The organism is Albibacillus kandeliae (assembly GCF_003116585.1).
GTDB classification, from domain to species: Bacteria; Pseudomonadota; Alphaproteobacteria; order Rhodobacterales; family Rhodobacteraceae; genus Albibacillus; species Albibacillus kandeliae.
Genome location: NZ_QEHM01000003.1, coordinates 276462 through 297622, shown reverse-complemented (window position 1 = coordinate 297622; position 21161 = coordinate 276462). Strand labels below are relative to the sequence as shown.

General features: G+C 66.7%; 17 protein-coding genes. 5 read left to right on the top strand and 12 right to left on the bottom strand.

Features of this window, described 5'->3' with window-relative positions; genetic code table 11:
* The first annotated feature begins 86 nt into the window (after positions 1–86).
* Together accD and DDT93_RS07325 are read left to right on the top strand one after the other, a co-directional pair.
* Positions 87–1040: an acetyl-CoA carboxylase, carboxyltransferase subunit beta gene (gene accD / locus DDT93_RS07330; protein ID WP_109465157.1), complete on the top strand. Its 954-nt coding sequence runs from the start codon at positions 87–89 to the stop codon at positions 1038–1040.
* Positions 1037–2314, top strand: coding sequence for a bifunctional folylpolyglutamate synthase/dihydrofolate synthase (locus DDT93_RS07325; RefSeq protein WP_109465156.1), 1278 nt, complete (start codon positions 1037–1039; stop codon positions 2312–2314). The genes accD and DDT93_RS07325 overlap by 4 nt, the downstream gene beginning before the upstream one ends.
* A 7-nt stretch (positions 2315–2321) precedes the next feature.
* Here the strand turns inward: DDT93_RS07325 and DDT93_RS07320 are convergent, their stop codons facing one another.
* Together DDT93_RS07320 and zapE are read right to left on the bottom strand one after the other, a co-directional pair.
* A complete protein-coding gene (locus DDT93_RS07320) occupies positions 2322–3431 on the bottom strand; it encodes a porin (protein WP_109465155.1) in 1110 nt (369 codons plus the stop codon).
* A gap of 281 nt (positions 3432–3712) precedes the next feature.
* The gene (zapE, locus tag DDT93_RS07315) at positions 3713–4771 is read right to left on the bottom strand and encodes a cell division protein ZapE (RefSeq protein WP_109465154.1); all 1059 of its coding nucleotides are present in this window, start codon (positions 4769–4771) and stop codon (positions 3713–3715) included.
* A 204-nt stretch (positions 4772–4975) separates the two neighbouring features.
* Between zapE and DDT93_RS07310 the strand changes: the two genes are divergently transcribed.
* Positions 4976–6220, top strand: a complete 1245-nt coding sequence (locus DDT93_RS07310) for an MFS transporter (protein WP_109465153.1) — start codon at positions 4976–4978, stop codon at positions 6218–6220.
* 6 nt (positions 6221–6226) lie between these two features.
* Here DDT93_RS07310 and DDT93_RS07305 read toward each other — a convergent pair whose 3' ends face one another.
* The 10 genes from DDT93_RS07305 to pdxR all read right to left on the bottom strand — a co-directional run bounded on the left by DDT93_RS07305 (position 6227) and on the right by pdxR (position 18408).
* Complete coding sequence (locus DDT93_RS07305) at positions 6227–7174, bottom strand: ornithine cyclodeaminase family protein (protein WP_109465152.1); 948 nt, start codon at positions 7172–7174, stop codon at positions 6227–6229.
* Positions 7171–7791, bottom strand: a complete 621-nt coding sequence (locus DDT93_RS07300) for an HAD family hydrolase (RefSeq protein WP_109465151.1) — start codon at positions 7789–7791, stop codon at positions 7171–7173. The genes DDT93_RS07305 and DDT93_RS07300 overlap by 4 nt, the downstream gene beginning before the upstream one ends.
* A gap of 86 nt (positions 7792–7877) precedes the next feature.
* Positions 7878–8333 (bottom strand): YaiI/YqxD family protein, encoded by a 456-nt coding sequence (locus DDT93_RS07295; protein WP_109465150.1) that lies wholly within the window; start codon positions 8331–8333, stop codon positions 7878–7880.
* A 5-nt stretch (positions 8334–8338) separates the two neighbouring features.
* A complete protein-coding gene (gene fghA, locus DDT93_RS07290) occupies positions 8339–9169 on the bottom strand; it encodes an S-formylglutathione hydrolase (protein WP_109465149.1) in 831 nt (276 codons plus the stop codon).
* A gap of 114 nt (positions 9170–9283) precedes the next feature.
* On the bottom strand, positions 9284–10210 hold the full coding sequence (locus tag DDT93_RS07285; protein ID WP_109465148.1) for an AEC family transporter: 927 nt from the start codon (positions 10208–10210) through the stop codon (positions 9284–9286).
* A gap of 86 nt (positions 10211–10296) precedes the next feature.
* Positions 10297–11169 carry a dimethyl sulfoxide reductase anchor subunit family protein gene (locus DDT93_RS07280; RefSeq protein ID WP_109465147.1) on the bottom strand — a complete coding sequence of 291 codons (873 nt, stop codon included), beginning with the start codon at positions 11167–11169 and terminating at the stop codon, positions 10297–10299.
* Between the two features lies 1 nt (position 11170).
* On the bottom strand, positions 11171–11920 hold the full coding sequence (locus DDT93_RS07275) for a 4Fe-4S dicluster domain-containing protein (protein WP_109465146.1): 750 nt from the start codon (positions 11918–11920) through the stop codon (positions 11171–11173).
* Positions 11921–11996: 76 nt separating this feature from the next.
* Positions 11997–14801, bottom strand: a complete 2805-nt coding sequence (locus tag DDT93_RS07270; protein WP_109465145.1) for a molybdopterin oxidoreductase family protein — start codon at positions 14799–14801, stop codon at positions 11997–11999.
* A gap of 250 nt (positions 14802–15051) precedes the next feature.
* Positions 15052–16827 (bottom strand): sulfoacetaldehyde acetyltransferase, encoded by a 1776-nt coding sequence (gene xsc, locus DDT93_RS07265; protein ID WP_109465144.1) that lies wholly within the window; start codon positions 16825–16827, stop codon positions 15052–15054.
* A gap of 114 nt (positions 16828–16941) precedes the next feature.
* The gene (gene pdxR / locus DDT93_RS07260) at positions 16942–18408 is read right to left on the bottom strand and encodes a MocR-like pyridoxine biosynthesis transcription factor PdxR (RefSeq protein WP_109465143.1); all 1467 of its coding nucleotides are present in this window, start codon (positions 18406–18408) and stop codon (positions 16942–16944) included.
* Positions 18409–18591: 183 nt separating this feature from the next.
* On the opposite strand from pdxR, the gene DDT93_RS07255 reads away from it, so the two are divergent.
* Positions 18592–20460, top strand: a complete 1869-nt coding sequence (locus DDT93_RS07255; RefSeq protein WP_109465774.1) for a PAS-domain containing protein — start codon at positions 18592–18594, stop codon at positions 20458–20460.
* Entirely contained in the window at positions 20457–21158 is a 702-nt protein-coding gene (locus DDT93_RS07250; RefSeq protein WP_109465142.1) for a response regulator transcription factor, read from the top strand. The genes DDT93_RS07255 and DDT93_RS07250 overlap by 4 nt, the downstream gene beginning before the upstream one ends.
* The last annotated feature ends 3 nt before the right edge of the window (positions 21159–21161 follow it).

The following is a 21161-nucleotide window of genomic DNA, read 5'->3' as shown; positions in this document are numbered from 1 at the left end:
CCCGGGGCTTATCTGGGGCCGCAAACGGGTTTCCGTCCAGCACGGTTGCGCCCCGGAACCAGACCCGGCCAGAAAAAGGCACGCATATGAACTGGATCACGAACTACGTCCGGCCCCGGATCAACTCGATCTTCTCGCGCCGTGAAACACCCGAGAACCTTTGGCAGAAGTGCGACGAATGCGGCACCATGCTGTTCCACCGCGAGCTGTCCGACAACCTGAATGTCTGCACCAACTGCGGGCATCACATGGCGATCACCCCGCGCGAGCGTTTCAAGGCGCTGTTCGACGGCGGTATCTTCGGCGAGGTCAAGGTTCCCGAACCGATCGCCGACCCCCTGCATTTCCGTGATCAGAAGCGCTATCCCGACCGGATGAAGGCCGCCCAGAAGACCACGGGCGAGAAGGAGGCGATGCTCGTCGCCACCGGCGAGATCGGGCGCACGCCCATCGTCGCCGCCGCGCAGGACTTCTCGTTCATGGGCGGGTCCATGGGCATGTACGTGGGCAATGCCATCATTGCCGCCGCCGAAGAGGCAGTGAAGCTGAAGCGCCCGATGGTGCTGTTCTCGGCCGCAGGCGGCGCGCGGATGCAGGAAGGCATCCTGTCGCTGATGCAGATGCCGCGCACCACGGTTGCCGTGCAGATGCTCAAGGAAGCGGGCCTGCCCTATATCGTCGTCCTGACCCACCCGACCACCGGCGGGGTGACGGCCTCCTATGCCATGCTGGGCGACGTCCATATTGCCGAGCCCAACGCCCTGATTTGCTTTGCCGGTCCGCGCGTGATCGAGCAGACCATCCGCGAGAAGCTGCCCGAAGGGTTTCAGCGCGCCGAGTACCTGCTGGATCACGGGATGCTCGACCGGGTGACCCCGCGCACCGAGATGCGCGAGGAGCTGATCACCATCGTGCGGATGCTCATGGGCCTGCCGCCCGCCGTGCGCGGCGATCTTCCGGCCCCCACCGCCGCCGCGCCCGAAACGCCTGCACCGGCACCGGCCGACAAGCCCGCAGCGGAGGCCAAGCCCGCGAAATGACGGCGCCCGCCTCGGACATCATCCTCGAGAGGATGATGGCGCTCCACCCCAAGATCATCGACCTGACGCTCGACCGGGTGTGGCGCCTGCTCGACGCGCTGGGCAACCCCCAGAACGACCTGCCGCCAGTGATCCACATCGCCGGGACCAACGGCAAGGGCTCGACGCTGGCGATGATCCGGGCGGGGATCGAGGGGGCGGGCCTGACGGCCCATGCCTATACCTCGCCCCACCTCGCGCGGTTCCATGAGCGCATCCGCGTCGCGGGTGAGCTGATCTCGGAACCGGCGCTCTCGGCGGTGCTGGACGAGTGCTACGACGCCAACAGCGGCCAGCCGATCACCTACTTCGAGATCACGACCTGCGCGGCGATCCTTGCCTTCGCGCGGACCCGTGCGGACTATACGCTTCTCGAAGTCGGCCTTGGCGGGCGTCTCGACGCGACCAACGTGCCGGCGGCCCCCGCGCTGACGGTGATTACCCCGGTCTCGATCGACCATCAGCAGTTCCTCGGCAACACGCTGGGCGAAATCGCCTTCGAGAAGGCCGGTATCCTCAAGCGTGGCGTGACCTGCGTCGTCGGCCCCCAGAAGGACGAGGCGCTGGAGGTCATCGAGAGGCAGGCCGCCCGCGTCGGCGCGCCGCTGCTGGTGCACGGCCAGCACTGGCACGCGCACGAGGAACACGGTCGCCTGATCTATTCCGACGAAACCGGCCTGCGCGACCTGCCGCGCCCGAACCTCCTGGGGGCACACCAAATCGAGAACGCGGGCGCCGCACTGGCCGCCCTGCGCCACCTCGGGCTCGGGGACGATGCCTACGAGGCCGCCGTGACCAGGGCCCACTGGCCCGCCCGGATGCAGCGCCTGACCAGCGGGCCGCTGGCCGAGTCCGCGCCCGGCGTCGAACTCTGGCTCGATGGCGGCCACAACCCCGCCGCGGGCGAGGCGCTGGCCCGGGTGCTCGACGATCTGCCGAAGCGGTCGACGCACCTGATCTGCGGGATGCTGAACACGAAGGATGTGGGCGGCTACATGCGCCCGCTGGCGGGCCACGCCGAGAGCCTGACGGCGGTGTCGATCCCCGGGGAGGCCAACACGCTTCCGGCCGAGGTGACCGCTGCTGCGGCCGCCGATGCCGGTATCGCTGCGTCCACCGCGACCTCGGTGGCCGAGGCGCTTGCCCGGATCGCACAAAAAGAGCCGCAGTCGCGTGTGCTGATCTGCGGCTCTCTGTATCTGGCCGGAGCCGTCCTCCGCGAGAACGGCTCCTGAACCTGTCTTAGAACTTCAGACGACCACCGATCAGGATCGAGTCGACGTCCTGGTAGGAGACAGCCGAGGTGTCTTCGTAGGAGCTGCGACGCAGCGACGCGAAGACTTCGAGGTCCTGGTTGTCGAATTCCTGCAGCACGGTGAAGGCGGTCGAGCCGCTTTCGTCGCCTGCGGTCAGGAAGTCGTTGCCCTGGTAGTAGTCGATCGAGAAGTTGGTGCCGCCCACGTTGAGGAAGCGCGCTTTGTAGCCCAGTTTCACGTAGGCGTAGTCGGCGTCGCCGCCCTCGGTCTGCGCACCGTAGGACACGGCTGCGTTCAGGCCGGTCGGCTCGTGCAGGGCCGCTGCCGAGATCACGTAGCGCTCGGTGGTGTCGCCATCAGCAATGTCGACCCACTGGTAGGAGGTCGCCGCCTGAACGGTGAAGTCACCCACGTCCTTGGTGTAGCGGACGGCCAGATCGTAGTAGTCGTTGTCGTTGCCTTCGGCGAGGACTTCCTGGCCGTAGGACGCGCTGAACACGAAGCCGTTGAACGACGGGGTGTCATAGCGCACGCGGGCGCGGCGGGAGCCGTCCATGTTGGACGAGACATCGCCCAGCGAGATGCCCGAGAGGGCGCCTGCGGCGGTGCGGAACTCGAAGCCGCCGGCGCTGTCAGCAACGCCCGAGTAGCTGGCAAGGCCGGTGCCCGACAGGTCGGCTTCGCCGGTGCCGTCAGACGCGGTGCTGCCTTGACCGATCGAGATGGTACCGAAGTTGCCGGTGTAGGCGAAGTCCAGTTTCCGCAGGCTGGTCAGGGTCCAGTCCAGCTTGTCCGGGTCGTTGGTCTGGCTGTAGCTGCCGGTCTGCACCAGTCCGAGGGCGCTTTCCAGCGTGAAGGTCAGTTCGCCGGGGCCGAGGTTGGTGACGACCTTCATCCCGATGCGGGAGGGCGAGTTGCCGTTGTCGGCGAGGTTGGAGTTCGAGTCCTCCCCATCGTCAACATATTGATAGGTCGGGGTAAGCTGTCCGTAGAAGGTGACCTTTGCAGCCTGCTGCGCCATGACCGGGGTGGCCAGGAGGGGAGCAGACAGGACACCCGCAAGCGCTCCGTAAGGAAGCATCTGGGAGAGACGCATGGGTTTATCCTTTTCAGTAGTTTTGACCGGTCATCCAATGACTGGTTCGGCTCACTTCGGCTCTCGGATCGGCGGATTCAACCCTGCTGACGTCAAAACAGAGTTAGGTAGGCTTGCAATTTACATGTTCACATCATGCTTTTGTTGTGAGCATGATTTCGCCGAAGCGTTTATTATTATGGCGAATTCTGGCGCGTTTACGCGCACGTCATGCGAAAATCCGCTCGTCCGGCGTCCCGGACAAGGCAAACCCCGATTGCGCTGGTCGCATGGCTCTCGGCCTATCTGCCCCAGTCCTTGTCCTGCATCTCGCGCAGGCGTGAGGCCGTCCGCTCGAATTCGAACGTGCCTTCACCTTCAACGTAGAGGTAGTCCGGTTCCGCCGCTGCCGATGCGATCAGGCGGACCTTCGCCTCGTAGAGCGCGTCGATCAGCGTGACGAAACGCTTGGCCTCGTTGAAGTTGGACCGCGACAGCCGCGGGATGTCCTCGAGGATCAGGACGCGCACCGCGTCGGCGATGGCGAGGTAGTCCGCCGGGCCCAGCGGCTTGCCGCAGAGATCGTAGAACCGGGCCCGTGCCACGCCGTTGCGAAACGCTGGCAGTTCGACCTCGCGCTTCTGCACCACCAGCACCAGCGGCTCGGCCACGCCCTGCGTGAGGTCCTGCCAGATCGCCTCGACCTCGGCGCGGGTCTCGGGGTTCACCGGCGAGAAGTAGACCTGCGCGCCCTCCAGCCGATCCTGCCGGTAATCGCGCGGGCTGGCCAGCTCGCGCACCACCATCTTCTCCTCGATGAGGGCGATGAAGGGCAGGAACAGCTGTCGGTTCAGCCCGTTCTTGTAAAGGTCGCCCGGCACGCGGTTCGAGGTGGTGACCACGACCACCCCGGCGGCGAAGAGGGCCTCGAACAGCCGGCCGACGATCATCGCGTCGGTGATGTCGGTGATCTGCATCTCGTCAAAGGCCAGCACCCGGACCGATGCGATCACGTCCGCCACCACGGGCTTCAGCGCATCGGTCACGCCCTGCTGGCGCGCCTTGTGCATCCCGGCGTGGATTTCCTGCATGAAGGCGTGGAAGTGCACCCGCCGGGCCGGAATGTCGCCAAGGCTCTCGACAAAGAGGTCCATCAGCATCGACTTGCCGCGCCCGACGCCACCCCAGAGGTACAGGCCCTTGGGCGGCTCGGGCGCCTTGCGGAACAATCCGCGCTTGACGGGCTTGGCCAGTTCCGAGCGAATTCGTTCGAATTCGCCCAGCACGGCCTCCTGCGCCGAATCCCGGGTGAGGCTGCCTTCGGCGGCCTTGCGGTCGTATATCTCGGTAATCGTGGTCATCTGATCTCGGTTTTTCGCAGCGCCTCGTTAACATGACGATGGGGCGGGATGAATGGCGAATGGAGCCAAGGCAGCGCGGCTGCTTGGCTTTTGCGATCTGCCCAGGAATTCATCACCAATCATGATCATTAACTTCACAACAGGTGAATTGACGTCGCGTTGCAAAATCCGGGATTATGCGCGAACCCCATTAGGACAGCCATCATGACCCGTTCCGCCTCGCTCTTCACGCCGGTGCTGATCACCGGCAGCCTCATCATCCTGCTGAGCTTCGCGGTGCGCTCCTCGTTCGGCGTGTTCCAGATCCCGATCGCCGAAGAGTTCCACTGGCTCAGGTCCGAGTTCTCGCTGGCCATCGCCATCCAGAACCTCGCTTGGGGTATCGGTCAGCCCCTCTTCGGCGCCATCGCGGAGAAGATCGGCGACCGCCGCGCCATCGTCATGGGCGCGCTGCTCTATGCCGCCGGGCTTGTCCTCTCGGCCTGGTCCACGACCCCGCTCGAACACCAGCTCTACGCCTGGCTGGTGGGCTTCGGCGTCGCCGGCACCGGGTTCGGCGTGATCCTCGCGGTGGTGGGTCGTGCCGCCTCGGACGAGAACCGCTCGATGTCGCTCGCCATCGTCTCTGCCGCAGGCAGCGGCGGTCAGGTCTTCGGCGCCCCGGTGGCCGAATGGATGCTGGGCTTCATGACATGGCAGCAGACTTTCATGGTCTTCGCCGTCGTCATCCTGTGCTCGATTCTGCTGCTGCCCTTCATGCGCGCCCCCGAGGCAGCCTCCAAGGCCGAGCTGGAAGAGAGCATGGGCACCGTCGTGATGCGCGCCTTCCGCGATCCGTCCTACGCGATGATCTTCATGGGCTTCTTCTCTTGTGGCTACCAGTTGGCCTTCGTGACCGCCCACTTCCCGGCCATGGTCGCCGAGATGTGTGGCCCGCTGCTGCCCGGTGGCATCCTCCACAGCATAGGCATCACCTCGACCTCGGCACTGGGTGCGGTCTCGCTCTCGATGATCGGCGTGGCCAACATCGGGGGAACCCTGCTCGCCGGTTGGCTGGGCAAGCGTTATTCCAAGAAGTACCTGCTGGCGGCCATCTACACCGGGCGCACCATTGCCGCGGCGGTGTTCATCCTGATGCCGATCACCCCGGGCAGCGTGCTGATCTTCTCGGCCGTCATGGGCTCGCTCTGGCTCGCCACCGTGCCGCTGACCTCGGGTCTCGTCGCGCACCTCTACGGCCTGCGCTACATGGGCACGCTCTACGGCTTCGTCTTCCTCAGCCACCAGATCGGCAGCTTCATCGGGGTCTGGCTGGGTGGCCGGATGTACGACATCTACGGCGACTACACCCTGGTCTGGTGGATCGGCGTGGGCGTCGGCGCCTTCAGCGCCATCGTGCACCTGCCGGTGCGGGAGAAGCCGAACACCCCCGCACCGCTGGCCGCCTGAGCGGCGCTAGCCGTCGAGGTTGGTGTCGTTCCAGCTCTGGCGCGCGGCCTGCCAGCAGTCGAGGATGTAGCGGCCCGTCATCAAGTCGAGGTGCGCACCGCCGCCGTTCTTGAACAGCGTGATGTCCTCGGCGCCGCCGGTCTCGAACCCGTCGATCCCGTAGAAATCGGCCAGGACGTGCCCGCGCTCGATGACGCCCTCGGCCAGCGGGATCTTGAGCTCGCCGATGTGGTCCAGCGTGGTGTCGAAGCTGTCGACATAGACTTTCGACCGTTGCAGTGCGGTGTCGTCGGTCTCGCGCATGTCGGGACGATAGGCGCCGATCAGGTTCAGGTGCTGGCCGGGGCGCAGCCAGTCGCCCTTGATCACCGGCTCGGAGGACATGGTCGCCGACACGATGATGTCGGCCTCCCGTACCGCCGCTTCCAGATCCTCGGCGACCGAGACGTTGCCCATCTCGTTGGCAAGGTCATGCGCCTTCGAGATGGTGCGGTTCCAGATCGACTGCGTGGCGTTGGGAAAGCCCGCGCCAAAGGCCTGGCACAGCGACTTGCCGACCGTTCCCGCGCCCACGATCAGAACCTTCTCGCTCTCGGGGCGGGCCAGTCGCAGGGCGCCCAGCAGGCTGTCGCCCGCCGTCTTCCACTTGGTCACGAGGTGGAAGTCGACGATCGCCTCCAGCATCCCGTCACTGTCGGAGTAGAGGCAGACGCCGCCGTTGACCATCGGCTTGCCCTTGTCCGGGTTGCCGGGGAACACGGTGGCCGATTTCACCGCCAGCCCCATGCCGTCGATCCAGGCCGCGCGCGACAGCAGCGTGTCCTTGCCGCGATAGAGGAAGGTATCGTCAATCTCGGCCTTGGGCAGCTTGTGCCCGGCGGCCAGCGCCTCGGTGAAGGCGATCCAGTCAAGCAGCGCCTCGGCTTCGGCGAACGGGATGACGGGAACGGTCATGCGGCTTCCTCTTCGGTCAGAAGTCCTTCGGAAACAAGGCGTGCGGCCAGTCCCTCGGGGCCCTGAAAATGGTGGGTCTGCCAGCCGCGCGCGGCAGCGGCGGCAATGTTGTCGGCGCGGTCGTCGGTGAACAGCAGCGCGCCCGGCGCGATCCCGCAGTCCTCCTCGACCATCTGGTAGATCACCGGGTTCGGCTTGATCACCTTCATGTGCCCCGAGATGTAGGGCCGGTCGAATTCCAGCAGGAAGGGGTAGTGCGTCGCGGCGTAGTCGAAGCTCTGGATCCCGAAGTTGGTCAGCGAAAAGACCGGCACGCCATTGGATTTCAGAGCCTTCATCAGCCGCAGCGACCGGTCGATGACCGGGGTGGCCAGTTCGATCCAGCGGTCGTGCCACATCCGGATCTCCTCGCGGAACTCCGGGTACTCCTCGGCTGTGCCATAGATCGTCTCGGTGAAGTTGTGACCGAGGTCCACCTTGTCGTTCATGCCGTGCAGATCGACCGAGGAGAACATGGCGCGCCGCCGCGCCTCGCCGATCTGCGCGTCGTAGAAGCGTTCGGGCTGCCATTCGATCAGCACGTTGCCGATGTCGAAGATCACTGCCTCTGGTCTCATGCCTGTCCTATCCTGCTCTCGGGGTCAAAATTCCTGAAAGAATTCCGTCAGATCCCTTCGAAAAGACCTGGCGTCCGCCCCATGTGTTACTGCCGTCCCGCCGCCCTTATCTCGCGCTCGAGCGCATCCAAGAAACGGGAGCGATCGGCCTTTGTAAAGGCCCTGCCACCGCCGCCCTGGTTAAGCGGATTGGCGGCGCGCATGTCTGCCATCAGATCGCGCATGGCAAGCTGCTGGCCGATGTTCTTCGCGGTAAACGCCTCGCCGTTGTGGCGCAGCACGCGGGCCCCGGCCTCGACGCATTTGGCGGCCAGCGGGATGTCACCGGTCACCACCACATCGCCCGGCCCGCAGCGCTCGGCGATCCACTTGTCGGCCTCGTCCGCACCGCTGGCGACGATCACCGTCTCGACCAGCGGGTTGGCCGAGGGCCGGATGCCGCCGTTCGAGACAACGAACATCTTCAGCCGGTGGCGCGTGGCCACGCGCTCGGCCTCGGCCTTGACCGGACAGGCGTCGGCATCGATGTAGAGCGCGGTCACCGCCCTCAGGCCCAGAGCGCGTTGGCGTGGAAGGTCACGTGATCTTCCATGAAGGTCGAGACGAAGAAGTAGCTGTGGTCATAGCCCGGCTGCAGGCGCAGGGTCGCCTGCTGGCGGCGTTCTGCCACGGCGGCGGCCAGCGCTTCGGGCTTCAGCAGGTCGATGAACTGGTCCTTGGTGCCGGTGTCGACCAGTACGGGCCCGTCAAAGCCCTTGTCTTTCATCACCAGCGAGGCGTCATGCCGTGCCCAGGTGCTTTCATCGCTGCCGAGGTAGGCGGTCAGCTGCTTGCGGCCCCAGTCCGACCCGGTCGGGTTCGAGATCGGCGCGAAGGCCGAGACCGAGCGGTAGCGGCCCGGCAGGTTCATCGCCAGCGTCAGCGCGCCGTGTCCGCCCATCGAGTGCCCGGTGATCGACTGGCGCTCGGGGTCGATGGCGAAGTGCTCGGCCAGCAGCGCGGGCAGTTCCTCGGCCACGTAGTCCCACATGCGGAAATGCGGTGCCCAGGGGGTCTCGGTCGCGTTCACGTAGAAACCGGCGCCCTTGCCGAGGTCATAGGCCTCGTCGTCGGCCACGTCCTCGCCGCGCGGCGAGGTATCCGGGAAGACGAGCCCGATGCCCTGCTCGGCGGCCCACATCTGGGCACCGGCCTTGGTCATGGCATTCTCGTGGGTGCAGGTCAGGCCGGAGAGGTACCAGAGCAGCGGCACCGGGCCGTCGCGGGCCTCTTCGGGCAGGAACAGTCCGAAGGTCATGTCGCAGCTGCAGGCGTCGGAGGCATGGGAATAGACCCCCTGTACGCCACCGAAACAGGTGTTCTCGGAAAGGGTTTTCATCACGGGATCTCCTTGGGTGGGCGAAGCGTGGGCTTTGGCACTTGGCTAACCGGCCCAGGCTCGGGCGTAAAGGGCGGGAGCCTCCGGCGGGAGTATTTGCAGATAAGAGATGGATCAGCCGCCGACCCAGGCGATGACCAGCGGCACGGTCAGGATGCTGAGCGCGGTGGAAAACAGGATCGCCGCCGAGACCCGGTGCGGTGCGATGCCGTAGTGCTGGGCCAGCATGTAGACATTGCCCGCGACCGGCAGCGCCGCGCCGGCGACCACCACGGTCGCGGTATAGGGATCGAGCGGGAAGACCAGCAGCACGCCGATGGCGACGAAGGCGGGGTGCAGCACCAGCTTGCAGAAGGTCAGCCAGCCCGCGACCTGCACCCGCTCGGCCGACTTGCCCGCCAGCGAGGCCCCGATGGCGAACAGCGCGCCGGGGGTGGAGGCGCCGCCGAGGATGCTGAGAAAGTCGTTCATCGGCGTCGGGATCGGCACCTTGAAGGCCGACCAGAGCAGCCCCGCCGAGATGGCGACGATCATCGGGTTCTTCAGCAGCCCGAGGCCGATGGTGCGGAACACCGCCGGGCTCATCCGGCGGTCGCGCCCGGCGTGCACGAGGATCACGATCAGGCTGGAGAACACGATGAGGTCGGTGGCCAGCACCATCATCATCGGCCCGATCGAGGCCTCGCCGAAGAGCATCACGAACATCGGCAGGCCAAGGAAGCCAGTGTTGCCGATCACCGCGCATTGCGCCTCGACCGCGGCGGTCTGCATGTCGAGCTTGCGCAGGAAGGCAACGACAGTGGCGATGCAATAGACGATGGCGCAGCCGAAGAGGTAGCCGCCGATCAGCCGCGCATCAAAGACCTCGGCGAAGTTCAGGTTCGCGGCAAAGCGGAACAGCATCGCCGAGAGCGCGAAGAAGAAGACGAACTTGGTGAGGTAGGCGGTGGCCTGTTCGGTGAAGAAACGGACATAGCCGGCCCAGAAGCCGAGCGCGATGATCGCGAAAAAGGGCAGTGTCCGCAGGAAAATCTCGGTCATTGACGAAGCGTTAGCCGGTTGGCCGAAGCGCTGCAAGCGATGCCGCGAGCGGGGCGGCGTTTTCCGGGCCGCGTGGCGCCCCGCGCCTAGCGTTTGCCGTAATAGAGGCCGACCACATGCTCGGCCTCGGCGAAGAAGAGCCAGCGCGAGCAGGCGGCTCCGGCGAGGTGGCTCAGCACGGCGAGGGCCGCGAGGACATGGTGGAACGGCAAAAGGAGCAGGAGGATCGGCAGAACCGAGAGCAGCACCAGTGCGATCACGCGCAGCTTGCGCGCATGTTTGCGGCCGATCACGAAGACCAGTTCGCGCGTGAGGTAGTTCGGCCCGGTGTGGGGCGGTTCGAAGGCGCGGATACGCCCCGGCGCGCCAAGGCCGGTGGCAGTGGCCAGATCGGTGCCGGAGCGCGCCAGCGCGCTGTCGCCCAGGTACCAGTGGGCCAGTTGCACGATCCCGGCCGCCGCCAGCAGCCATGGCGCGAGGTGGACCATCCCCGCCAGCAGGCTGCCCCCGGCAAGGGCAAAGCTGAGGAACAGCACCGGCGTCAGCAACTGGTGCCAGCGCGGCACGGTCCGCAACTGGGTGTAGATCATCGACGTGGTGAGAACGGTGCCGATGCTCAGCACCGCCCCGAGCCAGCCGAGCGGCACCAGCGCGGTCGCGGCGAATACCAGCCCGGCGCCGAAGGCGGCCATGACCAGCAGCGCGGCGAGCGAGGTCCAGGCCTCGCGGCTGAGCCAGCTGCTCCGCCATTGGATAAAGGCCTTGAGCGCGCGTTCCGGATGACCGAGGTGGAAGGTCGAGGCCAGCAGCCCGCCCACCGCCAGCAGGTAGGCCAGCACGAAGAAGGTGAAGGCGACCCAGCCCGTGACCGGGGGAAAGCCGAGGCCGAGCCAGAACAGCAGGCCGAAGCCAAGGCTCGAGAGCGTGGTAAAGGCGATGACGGAAGGGGCCGGATGCATTTCAGAGCTTCTCCAGCGTCCGGTCGAGCCAGGCGAGGAACCCGGTCGGTTCCTCGGCCACCGGGGCCAGCAGAGGCGCCAGCACGTCGATCTCCTCGCCGATCCGGTCCTTGGGGCGCGGCGGCAGGTAGCGGTTGACGGGCAGGGTGCCCTGTTCCGGCATCAGCGCCATGCCGCCCCGCTCTGCACTCAGGCGCGAGACATTGCTCTCCGGGTCGGCGAAATCGCCAAAGTGGCGCGCGCCCGCGGGGCAGGTGCGCACGCAGGCGGGCACCCGGTCTTCCTCGGGCAGGTTCTCGTTATAGATGCGGTCGACGCAAAGGGTGCATTTCTTCATCACCTTCGCCGCCTGATCCATCTCGCGCGCGCCGTAGGGGCAGGCCCAGGCGCAGAGGCCGCAGCCGATGCAGTCGCTCTCGTTCACCAGAACGATGCCATCCTCGACCCGCTTGTAGCTGGCGCCGGTCGGGCAGACGGTGACACAGGGCGCGTCCTCGCAATGCAGGCAGGACTTGGGAAAGTGGATCAGCTGGGCCGCGCCGCTCTCGGGCTGCACCTCGTAGGAATGGACCCGGTTCAGGAAGGTGCCGGAGGGATCGGCGCCATAGGGCTCCTGGTCGGACAGCGGCGCGCCGTAGTTCTCGGTGTTCCAGCCCTTGCAGGAGATCACGCAGGCATGGCAGCCGACGCAGGTGTCGAGGTCGATCACGAGGCCCAGCTTGCGGTCGGTGGATTTGGGCAGTTCGGTCACGACAGGGCCCCGTTCCTGGGTTGCCGCCTTTGGCCGGGTCGAGAGTTTCCCGGAAACTCTTGCGTACGCGTATCGTTCATTTGCCCACCTTCCATGCCAGCGTTCGCGGCCCCTTGCCGACGGGCGAGGTGATCGGCGGATGGGCCGGCTGGCTCTCGACCGGCGCCGCCACCTTCTCCAGCCTGACCCGGAGGTCGAACCATGCGGCCTGTCCGGTCACCGGGTCCGAGTTCGACCAGCGCTGTCCGTCGCCCTTCTCGGGCAGCAGTTCGTGGATCAGGTGGTTCAGCAGGAAACCTTCGGTGGCCTCCGGCGCGCCCTCGTCCAGGGCCCAGGCGCCCTTGCGCTTGCCGATGGCGTTCCAGGTCCAGACGGTGTTCGGGTTCAGCGCCGCCATCTCCATCACTGGCACGGTGATTTCGCCGTGGGCCGAGCTGACGCGGACCCAGTCGCCGTCGGCCAGAGCGTGCTCGCGCATCAGCCGGGTCGGCACGTAAAGCGGGTTGCGCCCGTGCAGTTGCCGCAGCCAGGCGTTCTGGCTGCCCCAGCTGTGGTACATCGCCATCGGGCGCTGGGTGAGGGCGCGCACCGGATAGGCGTCGCTCGCGGTCCCGTCCTCGTACCAAAGCGGCAGGGGGTCCAGCTTCTCCCGGATCTGCGCACGCAGATGGTCGGGCGGCTGGCGCTCTCCGTGCCCCTCGGCGGCGCGCTGAAACCGGCGCAGCGGTTCGACGTAGAGCTGGAACAGGTAAGGCTGCGGCGCGTCGTAGAACCCGGTTTCGACCGCCCAGTCCTGGTACCCGGCGTTCCACGGCTTGAAATAGGCGGCCTCCTCGGGAACGTGGCGCAGCCAGAACCCGCCGTTGTCGATATAGCGCTGGATCTGGTCCTCGGGCGCATCGCCGCGACCGGTGCCGGTGCTGCGCCATCCGGCGAGCGGCCCGATCCCGGGGCGGCGCTGGTGATGCACGATGTAGTCGGCGTAATCGGCGAACTTGGCGCTGCCGTCTTCCTTGGTGAAGCCTTTCAGCCCCAGCCGCGCGCCGAGGTCGCACAGCACCGACTGAAACCCGCGCACATCCCGGTCGGGTTCGATCACCGGCCAGCGGATCGCGTCCGCCGCCGCGTCGGCCTCGCAGATCGGGCGGTCGAGCAGCGAGATGCAGTCATGCCGTTCGAGGTAGGTGGTATCGGGCAGCACGAGGTCGGCATAGGCGACCATCTCTGAGGCATAGGCGTCGGAATAGATGATCCGGGGGATCACGTAATCGCCGTTCTCGTCCGTGTCGGTCAGCATCTTCATGGTGCCCGAGGTGTTCATGGACGAGTTCCACGACATGTTCGCCATATAGAGGAACAGCGAGTCGATCCGGTAGGGATCGCCCGCGTGGGCATTCGAGATCACCATGTGCATCAGCCCGTGGGCCGACATCGGGTTTTCCCAGGTAAAGGCCTTGTCGATCCGTGCCGGGCTGCCGTCATCCTTCAGCGCGAGATCTTCGGGCCCCTGCACGAAGCCGAGGTGCGGGCCGTTCAGCGGGTGGCCCGGCTGGGTGCCGCAATGGGGCTTGGGATGGGCGTGCGCGGGCTTGGGGTAGGGTGGCTTGAAGCGGAAGCCGCCGGGCGTTTCCACCGCCCCCAGCAGGATCTGCAGCACATGCAGGGCGCGGCAGGTCTGGAACCCGTTGGAATGGGCCGAGATTCCCCGCATGGCGTGAAAGCTTACCGGGCGGCCGACCATCTTGTCGTGCCGTTCGCCCCGGAAATCGGTCCAGGGTCGGTCAAGCTCGATGGCCTCGTCAAAGGCGACGCGCGCGATTTCGGCGGCGATGGCGCGGATCCGGCCCGCAGGGATCCCGCAGCGCTCGGCCACGGCCTCGGGGGCGTACTCCGGCGCGAGATAGCGCTCGGCCATCGCGTGGAACACGGGGCGATGGGCGATCCCATACCTCTCCCATGTCGCCGAGAGCGAGGGGCGGACGCCCGGCGTGTCAAAGGCGGTCGGCTGGCCGGTCACCCGGTCGATGACCAGCGGCTTGCCGGCCTCGTCGCGCAGGAACAGCCCGTAGTCGGGCGAGGCGCGGTCGGAGTTCAGCAGCACCGGGGCGTTGGTGTAGCGGGCAAGGTAGTCGAGGTCGATCTTGCCGGCCTTCATCAGCACGTGGATCAGCGACAGGATGAACAGCCCGTCGGTTCCAGGCGTGATCCCGACCCATTCGTCCGCCACCGCGTTGTAGCCGGTGCGGACCGGGTTCACCCCGATCACCCGCGCCCCGCGCGCCTTGATCTTGCCGATGCCCATCTTGATCGGGTTGCTGTCATGGTCCTCGGCGACACCGAACAGCAGGAACAGCTTGGTGTGATCCCAGTCGGGCTGCCCGAACTCCCAGAAGGCGCCGCCCATGGTGTAGATGCCTGCCGTCGCCATGTTGACCGAGCAGAACCCGCCGTGCGCGGCATAGTTCGGGGTGCCGAACTCCTGCGCCCAGAAACTGGTAAAGCTCTGCGACTGGTCGCGCCCGGTGAAAAAGGCCAGCTTCTCCGGCGCGCTCTCGCGCAGCGGTTTCAGCCAGCCGGTGGCGATCTCCAGCGCCTCGTCCCAGCTGATCTCCTCGAAGGCGCCCGAGCCGCGCGGCCCGACCCGCTTCAGCGGCGCGCGCAGGCGCGAGGGGGCGTTGACCTGCATGATCCCGGCACTGCCCTTGGCGCAGAGCACGCCCTTGTTCACCGGGTGGTCACGGTTGCCCTCGATATAGGCGACCTTGCCGCTCTTGAGGTGAACGTTGATCCCGCACCGGCAGGCGCACATGTAACAGGTCGTTCTGCGGATCTCGTCCGAGACCCTGGGTGACGTGTCGAGCTGCGGTTGCTTCGGTGGCATGGTGCCTCGTGGCGGTTCCGGTCCAGTGTTCTCGGTAATCGTAAATATGTAAAATGTTTTCTTTGGGTGGGTACAGATAAGGGGAAATGGTTCTGGTTTTGGCACGGGGCCCCGGCTCGAGGCCGGGGCGTTTATGATGTTTCACGCCCCGGCCCCGAGCCGGGGCCTCGTCAGGCACCACGCCCCGGTCCTGAGCCGGAGCGCTCGTCAGGCGCCACGCCCCGGCCTCGAGCCGGGGCCTCGCCGAACCTCAGACCACCTGCTTGCGCATGTCCGCCGGGTCGATGCCTGCCACCGCAACGGGCTTCTTCATCGCGTCGCGGCGGAAGGGCTCGCCCAGTTCCTGGTTGATCAGCGCCTCGATCAGCGTGGTCTTGCCGTTCTCCATCTGGTCGGTGATCGCCTTGTTCAGCGCCTCGGTCAGCTGCTCCATGGTCTGCGCCTGCACGCCCTGCAGGCCGCAGGCCCGGGCGATCCCGGCATAGGTCACGTCGTCCGACAGCTCGGTGCCGACGAAGTTGTCGTCGTACCACAGCGTCGAGTTCCGCTTCTCCGCGCCCCACTGGTAGTTGCGGAAGACGACCATGGTGATCGGCGGCCACTCGCTGCGGGCGATGGCGGTCAGCTCGGTCACGGCGATGCCAAAGGCCCCGTCGCCCGAGAAGCCGACGACCGGCACGTCCGGGCAGCCGATCTTGGCGCCGATGATCGCGGGCAGGCCATAGCCGCAGGGGCCGAACAGGCCGGGGGCCAGGTACTTCCGGCCTTCCTCGAACGAGGGGTAGGCGTTGCCGATGGCGCAGTTGTTGCCGATGTCGGAAGAGATGATCGCTTCCTTCGGCAGCGCCGACTGGATCGCGCGCCATGCCATGCGGGGGCTCATCCACTCCGGCTTGGCCTTGCGGGCGCGGTCGTTCCAGTTGGTGCCCGGATCGTCGTCCTCGTGGTCCATGCTCGAAAGCTGCTGCGCCCAGGCCGACTTGGTCTGCGCGATCTTCGCCTTGCGCGCGTCGCGGCCCGTGTCACCCGCGCCCTCGGCCAGACGGGCAAGGATGCCCTCGGCCACTTTCTTGGCGTCGCCCACGATGCCGACGGTGACCTTCTTGGTCAGGCCGATGCGGTCGGGGTTGATGTCGACCTGGATGATCTTGGCGTTCGCGGGCCAGTATTCCATCCCGTAGCCCGGCAGGGTCGAGAAGGGGTTCAGGCGGGTGCCGAGGCACAGCACCACGTCGGCCTCCTTGATCAGCTCCATCCCGGCCTTGGACCCGTTGTAGCCCAGCGGCCCGGCGAACAGCGGGTGCGAGCCGGGGAAGGCGTCGTTGTGCTGGTAGCCCACGCAGACCGGCGCGGTCAGCCGCTCGGCCAGTTCCATCGTCGCCGGGATCGCCCCGGCCAGCACCACGCCCGCGCCGTTCAGGATCACCGGGTGTTTCGCCTCGCTCAGCAGCGCGGCGGCCTTGTCGAGGGCGGTCTCACCGCCCGAGGGGCGCTCGAACTCGACGACCTCGGGGATCTCGATGTCGATCACCTGCGTCCAGTAATCACGCGGCATGTTGATCTGGGCCGGGGCCGAGGCGCGCTTGGCCTGCAGGATCACCCGGTTCAGCACTTCCGCCACGCGCGAGGGGTCGCGCACTTCTTCCTGATAGGCGACCATGTCCTCGAACAGCTTCATCTGCTCGACCTCCTGGAAGCCGCCCTGGCCCATGGTCTTGTTCGCCGCCTGCGGGGTGACCAGCAGCAGCGGGGTGTGGTTCCAGTAGGCGGTCTTGACCGCGGTCACGAAGTTGGTGATGCCCGGGCCGTTCTGCGCGATCATCATGCTCATCTTGCCGGACGCGCGGGTGTAGCCGTCGGCCATCATCCCGCCCGAGCCTTCGTGGGCACAGTCCCAGAAGGTGATCCCGGCCTTGGGGAACAGGTCCGAGATGGGCATGAAGGCGGAACCGATGATGCCGAAGGCATGTTCGATTCCGTGCCTTTGCAGCGTTTTCACAAAGGCTTCTTCGGTGGTCATTTTCATCGGAATGTCTCCCAGGGGCATGAGGCGGCCGGCCCGGGGTCCGGGCTCTGGCCATGTTGCCCACTGAATACGGCGGGGAGCGGCGCAGCCGATAGGGCCAGACGGACGGCTGGATTAAGTCCAGTGCGTCCTGATGGTCTCGGCAATGCGCGCAATCCCCCCGTCGATGCGGCTTTCCGGGATCGAGGAGTAGCCCAGCCGGTAGAAATTCTTCGGCCGCGCGTCGCCCGCGAAAAAGGCAGCCCCCGGTTCGATCAGCACGCCCACGGCCTTGAGCTGTTCGGCCAGCTGGTCGGTATCCACCTGCTCGGGCGCGCGCATCCAGAGCGAGGAGCCGCCATAGACCCCGCGCCCCGCGATGCTCAGGCCATGCCGGGCGACCGCGGCCTCCAGCGCCTTGCGGCGGACATGGAGCGCATCCGACATCCGCCGGATCTGGGCGTCATAGTGCCCAAGCGACAGGAAATAGGCTGCCGTCCGCTGGATATGCCCCGGCGGGTGGCGCAGCATCGACGCCCGCAGCGCGCGCGCCTCGCGGATGAAGGGCTCGGACCCGACCAGATAGCCCAGCCGGAGACCGGGGAAGAGCGACTTGGAGAAGGAGCCGACGTAGATCACCCGCCCGTCCCGGTCCATCGACTTCAGCGCCGGATAGGGCGCGCCGAGGAAGGCCATCTCGAACTCGTAGTCGTCCTCGACGATCAGCGCGTTCAGGGCCCGCGCGCGGTCCAGCAGCGCCCGCCGCCGCTGCATCGGCATGGTCGCCGTCGTTGGCGACTGGTGGCTCGGGGTGCAGAAGACCACGTCGGTCCCGGCCGGAATCGCCTCGGGCGGGAGGCCGTCGCCATCCACCCGGATCGGTGTCATGGCGCACCGCATATGGGTCAGCAGGTCGCGCTGCGAATGATAGCAGGGGTCCTCGAAAGCCGCGCTGCGGCGCCGGTTCAACAGCAGCCGCGCGGTGATCCACAGCGCGTTCTGCGCCCCCATGGTGATCAGGATCTCGGAGGGCCGGGCGGTTATGCCGCGCCGGGGCAGCGTGTGGCGGGCGATGAACTCCAGCAACAGCGGATCGTCCTGATCGTAGAGGTCCGAGGTCAGCGACGAGAAGTTCTTGGCCCCCAGCGCCTGCATCGCGCAGAGCCGCCAATTGGCGTGGTCGAACAGCGTCGGATCGACCTGCCCGTAGATGAAGGGATAGCGGTAGCGGTTCCAGTCCAGCGGCTTCTTGGGGGTATCGCCCCCGGTAAAGGTTCGGGTGATGGCGCGGGACCAGTCGACGTTGTCCTCGCTCTGGGGCGTCGGGTCGTAGACCGGGGGCACCGGCGCGTTCTCGGACACGTAATAGCCCGATCGCCCGCGCGAGGTGAGGTAGTCGTTGGCCAGCAGCTCGGTATAGGCGAGCGTCACAGTAATGCGGCTGACCCCGAGGTGCTGTGCCAGCCGCCGCGACGAGGGCAGCTTTTCGCCCCGGTGAAACCGGCCGGTCAGGATACCCTGGGCCACCATCTGCTGGATCTGCGCCTGCAGCGTGCCCTGACCGTCAGGCGCCAGGAAGAAGGTTTCGACCGAGATTGACATGGTGCGACCGTATGCTGGACTTAATGTCGGGGCAATCTGGACTTACAGCTTGCCCCGTGGCAGGGCAATCGGGATCGTCCGGGGCGATGTCGGCTGGACATTTTCCGGCCCTCGGCAAAAGAATTGACCGACCGAAGGGGGAGGCAGCGGGTGGCGTCATCCGAACAACAGAACAAGGCGCTGATGACCGCCGGGCTCAACCTGATCGCCCAGGCGCTGTCGATCTATGACGGGGACCTGCGGCTCAGGCTCTGCAACCTGCCGTTCCAGAAGATGTTCAACCTGCCGGCGCACCTGACCCGGCCCGGCGCCAGTTTCGAAGAGACCATCCGGCACCTTGCCCGCACGGGCGAGTACGGGATGGTCGACGATGTCGAGGCCTTCGTGCGCGACCGGGTCGAACAGGCCCGTGCCTTCCAGCCGCACTACATGGAGCGGACGCGGTCGAACGGCCATACCATCTCGGTCGAGGGGTCGCCCCTGCCCGAAGGCGGCTGGGTGACCGTCTATACCGATATCTCCGTCACCAAGCGCAGCGAGGAACTGTTGCGCAGCCGCTCGGCTGAACTCTCGGACCAGCTGATCGCCCATGCCGAGGAGCTCTCGGCCGCCAACCGCGAACTGGCGGCGGCCAACACGGCGCTGGAAGAGACCAAGCGCCAGCTGACCGAGATCGAGGCCCGCACCCGGATGACGACCGAGATGATGCCGGCGCACATCGCTCACCTCGACTGCAACGGAGTCTACATCTACTCCAACCGCCGCCTGAACTCGGTGATGCCGGGCCTGCCCTCCGACATCATGGGGCGCCCGATTTCCGAGGTTCTGGGGCCGGTGAACTACAGCCGCATCGCGCCCTACCTCGCCGCAGCCTACGAGGGCGAGAACTCGACCTTCGAATTCACCGAGACCCACGATTCCCGTCGCATCCGTGCGGCGCTGACCCCAGATGGCTCCGGCGGCGTCTACATCCTGTCGATGGACGTGACCGAAGAGACCCAGGCCCGAGTCGCACTGCAGCAGTCGCGGCGGCGGGCGATGGCGGCCCAGTTGACCAGCGGGCTGGCGCATGACTTCTCGAACCTGCTGACCATCATCCTCGGGATGCAGGGCAAGCTGGCGCGCATGGGGCTGCCGGACGAGGCCGCCGAACTGGTCGAGGCCACCCGCACGGCCGCGCGCAGGGGCGGTCGGCTGCTGAACCGGATCGCGGACATGACCGGTAAGCGCTCGCTCCGGCCACAGGCGACCGACATGCACGGGCTGTTGCGCGAACTCCGGGTGCTGGCCGAGCCGAGCCTGCCGCAGGCGATGGGGCTCTCGATCCTCGACAACCTGTCCGACGCGCCCATCATGCTCGACCCCGGTCTGTTGCAGGACGCGCTGCTGAACCTGATCCTGAACGCCCGCGACGCCTGCGGCACCTCGGGCCAGATCACCGTCAACGCCCATGTGGTCGGCAAGACGTGGATCGACATCGAGGTGACGGATACCGGGCCGGGCTTCAGCCCCGAGGCGCTGGACAAGGCGGTCGAGCCGTTCTTCTCCACCAAGGGCGGGGAAGGGTCGGGGCTGGGGCTCTCGATGGTCTACGACACGGTCAAGCTGGCCGGGGGCGACCTGCGGCTCGACAACACCCGGTCGGGCGCCCGCGTCACGCTGCGGCTGCCCTACCGGGTCGCGCCGCGTGCCGGGGGTGGCATGGCCCTGCTGGTCGAGGACAGCGAGTCGCTGCGGCCTCTGTTCCGCGACATGCTGATCGGGTTCGGCTACTCGGTGATCGAGGCGACCTCGGCCGACGAGGCGGCGGCCCTCGCCGCCGCGTTGCCCGAGATCGCGCTGATGCTCTCGGACATCCAGTTGCAGGGCGGGGCGACCGGACTCGACCTGCTCGACCGGTTGAGCGGCTCGCGCCTGCCCTGTATCCTGATGACCTCGCTGCCGGAAACCAACCCGCTGCACCGCGCCGCCCTCGCGCGCGTTCCCGTCCTGAAGAAGCCGTTCGGCGCCGCCCAGCTTGGCGCCCTGCTGCGCATGAAAGCCGCTGAATGACACTGCCCCTCGTGACCATCCTCGACGACGAGGCCGAGATCCGAAACATGCTGACCGAGGTTCTGGAGGAGGCGGGCTTTCGCACCCAGTGCTTTGCCCGCGCCCGCGAGTTCGAGGCCGCGCTCAAGCACGTCACGCCCGATGTCTGCCTCGTGGATCTGTCGCTGCCCGATACCGACGGGCTGGCGCTGGTGCACCGTCTGGCGCTGGAGCGGGGCGCGGCGGTCATCATCATCTCGGGGCGCGCGCAGGTGCAGGACCGGATCACCGGTCTGGAACTGGGGGCCGACGACTACATCACCAAGCCCTTCGACCCGGCCGAGGTCGTCGCCCGCATCCGCGCGCGCATCCGCTCGGCCCGCCCGGCGGCGCGGTCGGGCAACACCGCGCGGTTCAACGGCTGGATCGCCCATTTCGACCGCTACGCGCTCGAGGACGACAAGGGCGCCGAGACGCCGTTCTCCCATGCCGAGGGCGAGGTGCTCCGGCTGTTCCTCGAGAGCCCCAAGCGGCTGATCAGCCGGGCCCAGATGCAGGAGACGTTGGGCGGCGCGGCGGGCGAGAGTTTCGACCGGGCGATGGACGTGCGCATTTCGCGCCTGCGCACCAAGCTGCGCGAGGACCCGAAGAACCCGCGCCTGATCAAGACGATCTACGGGGCGGGCTACATCTTTCTCGGGGACGTGCAGTGGCGCTGAGGC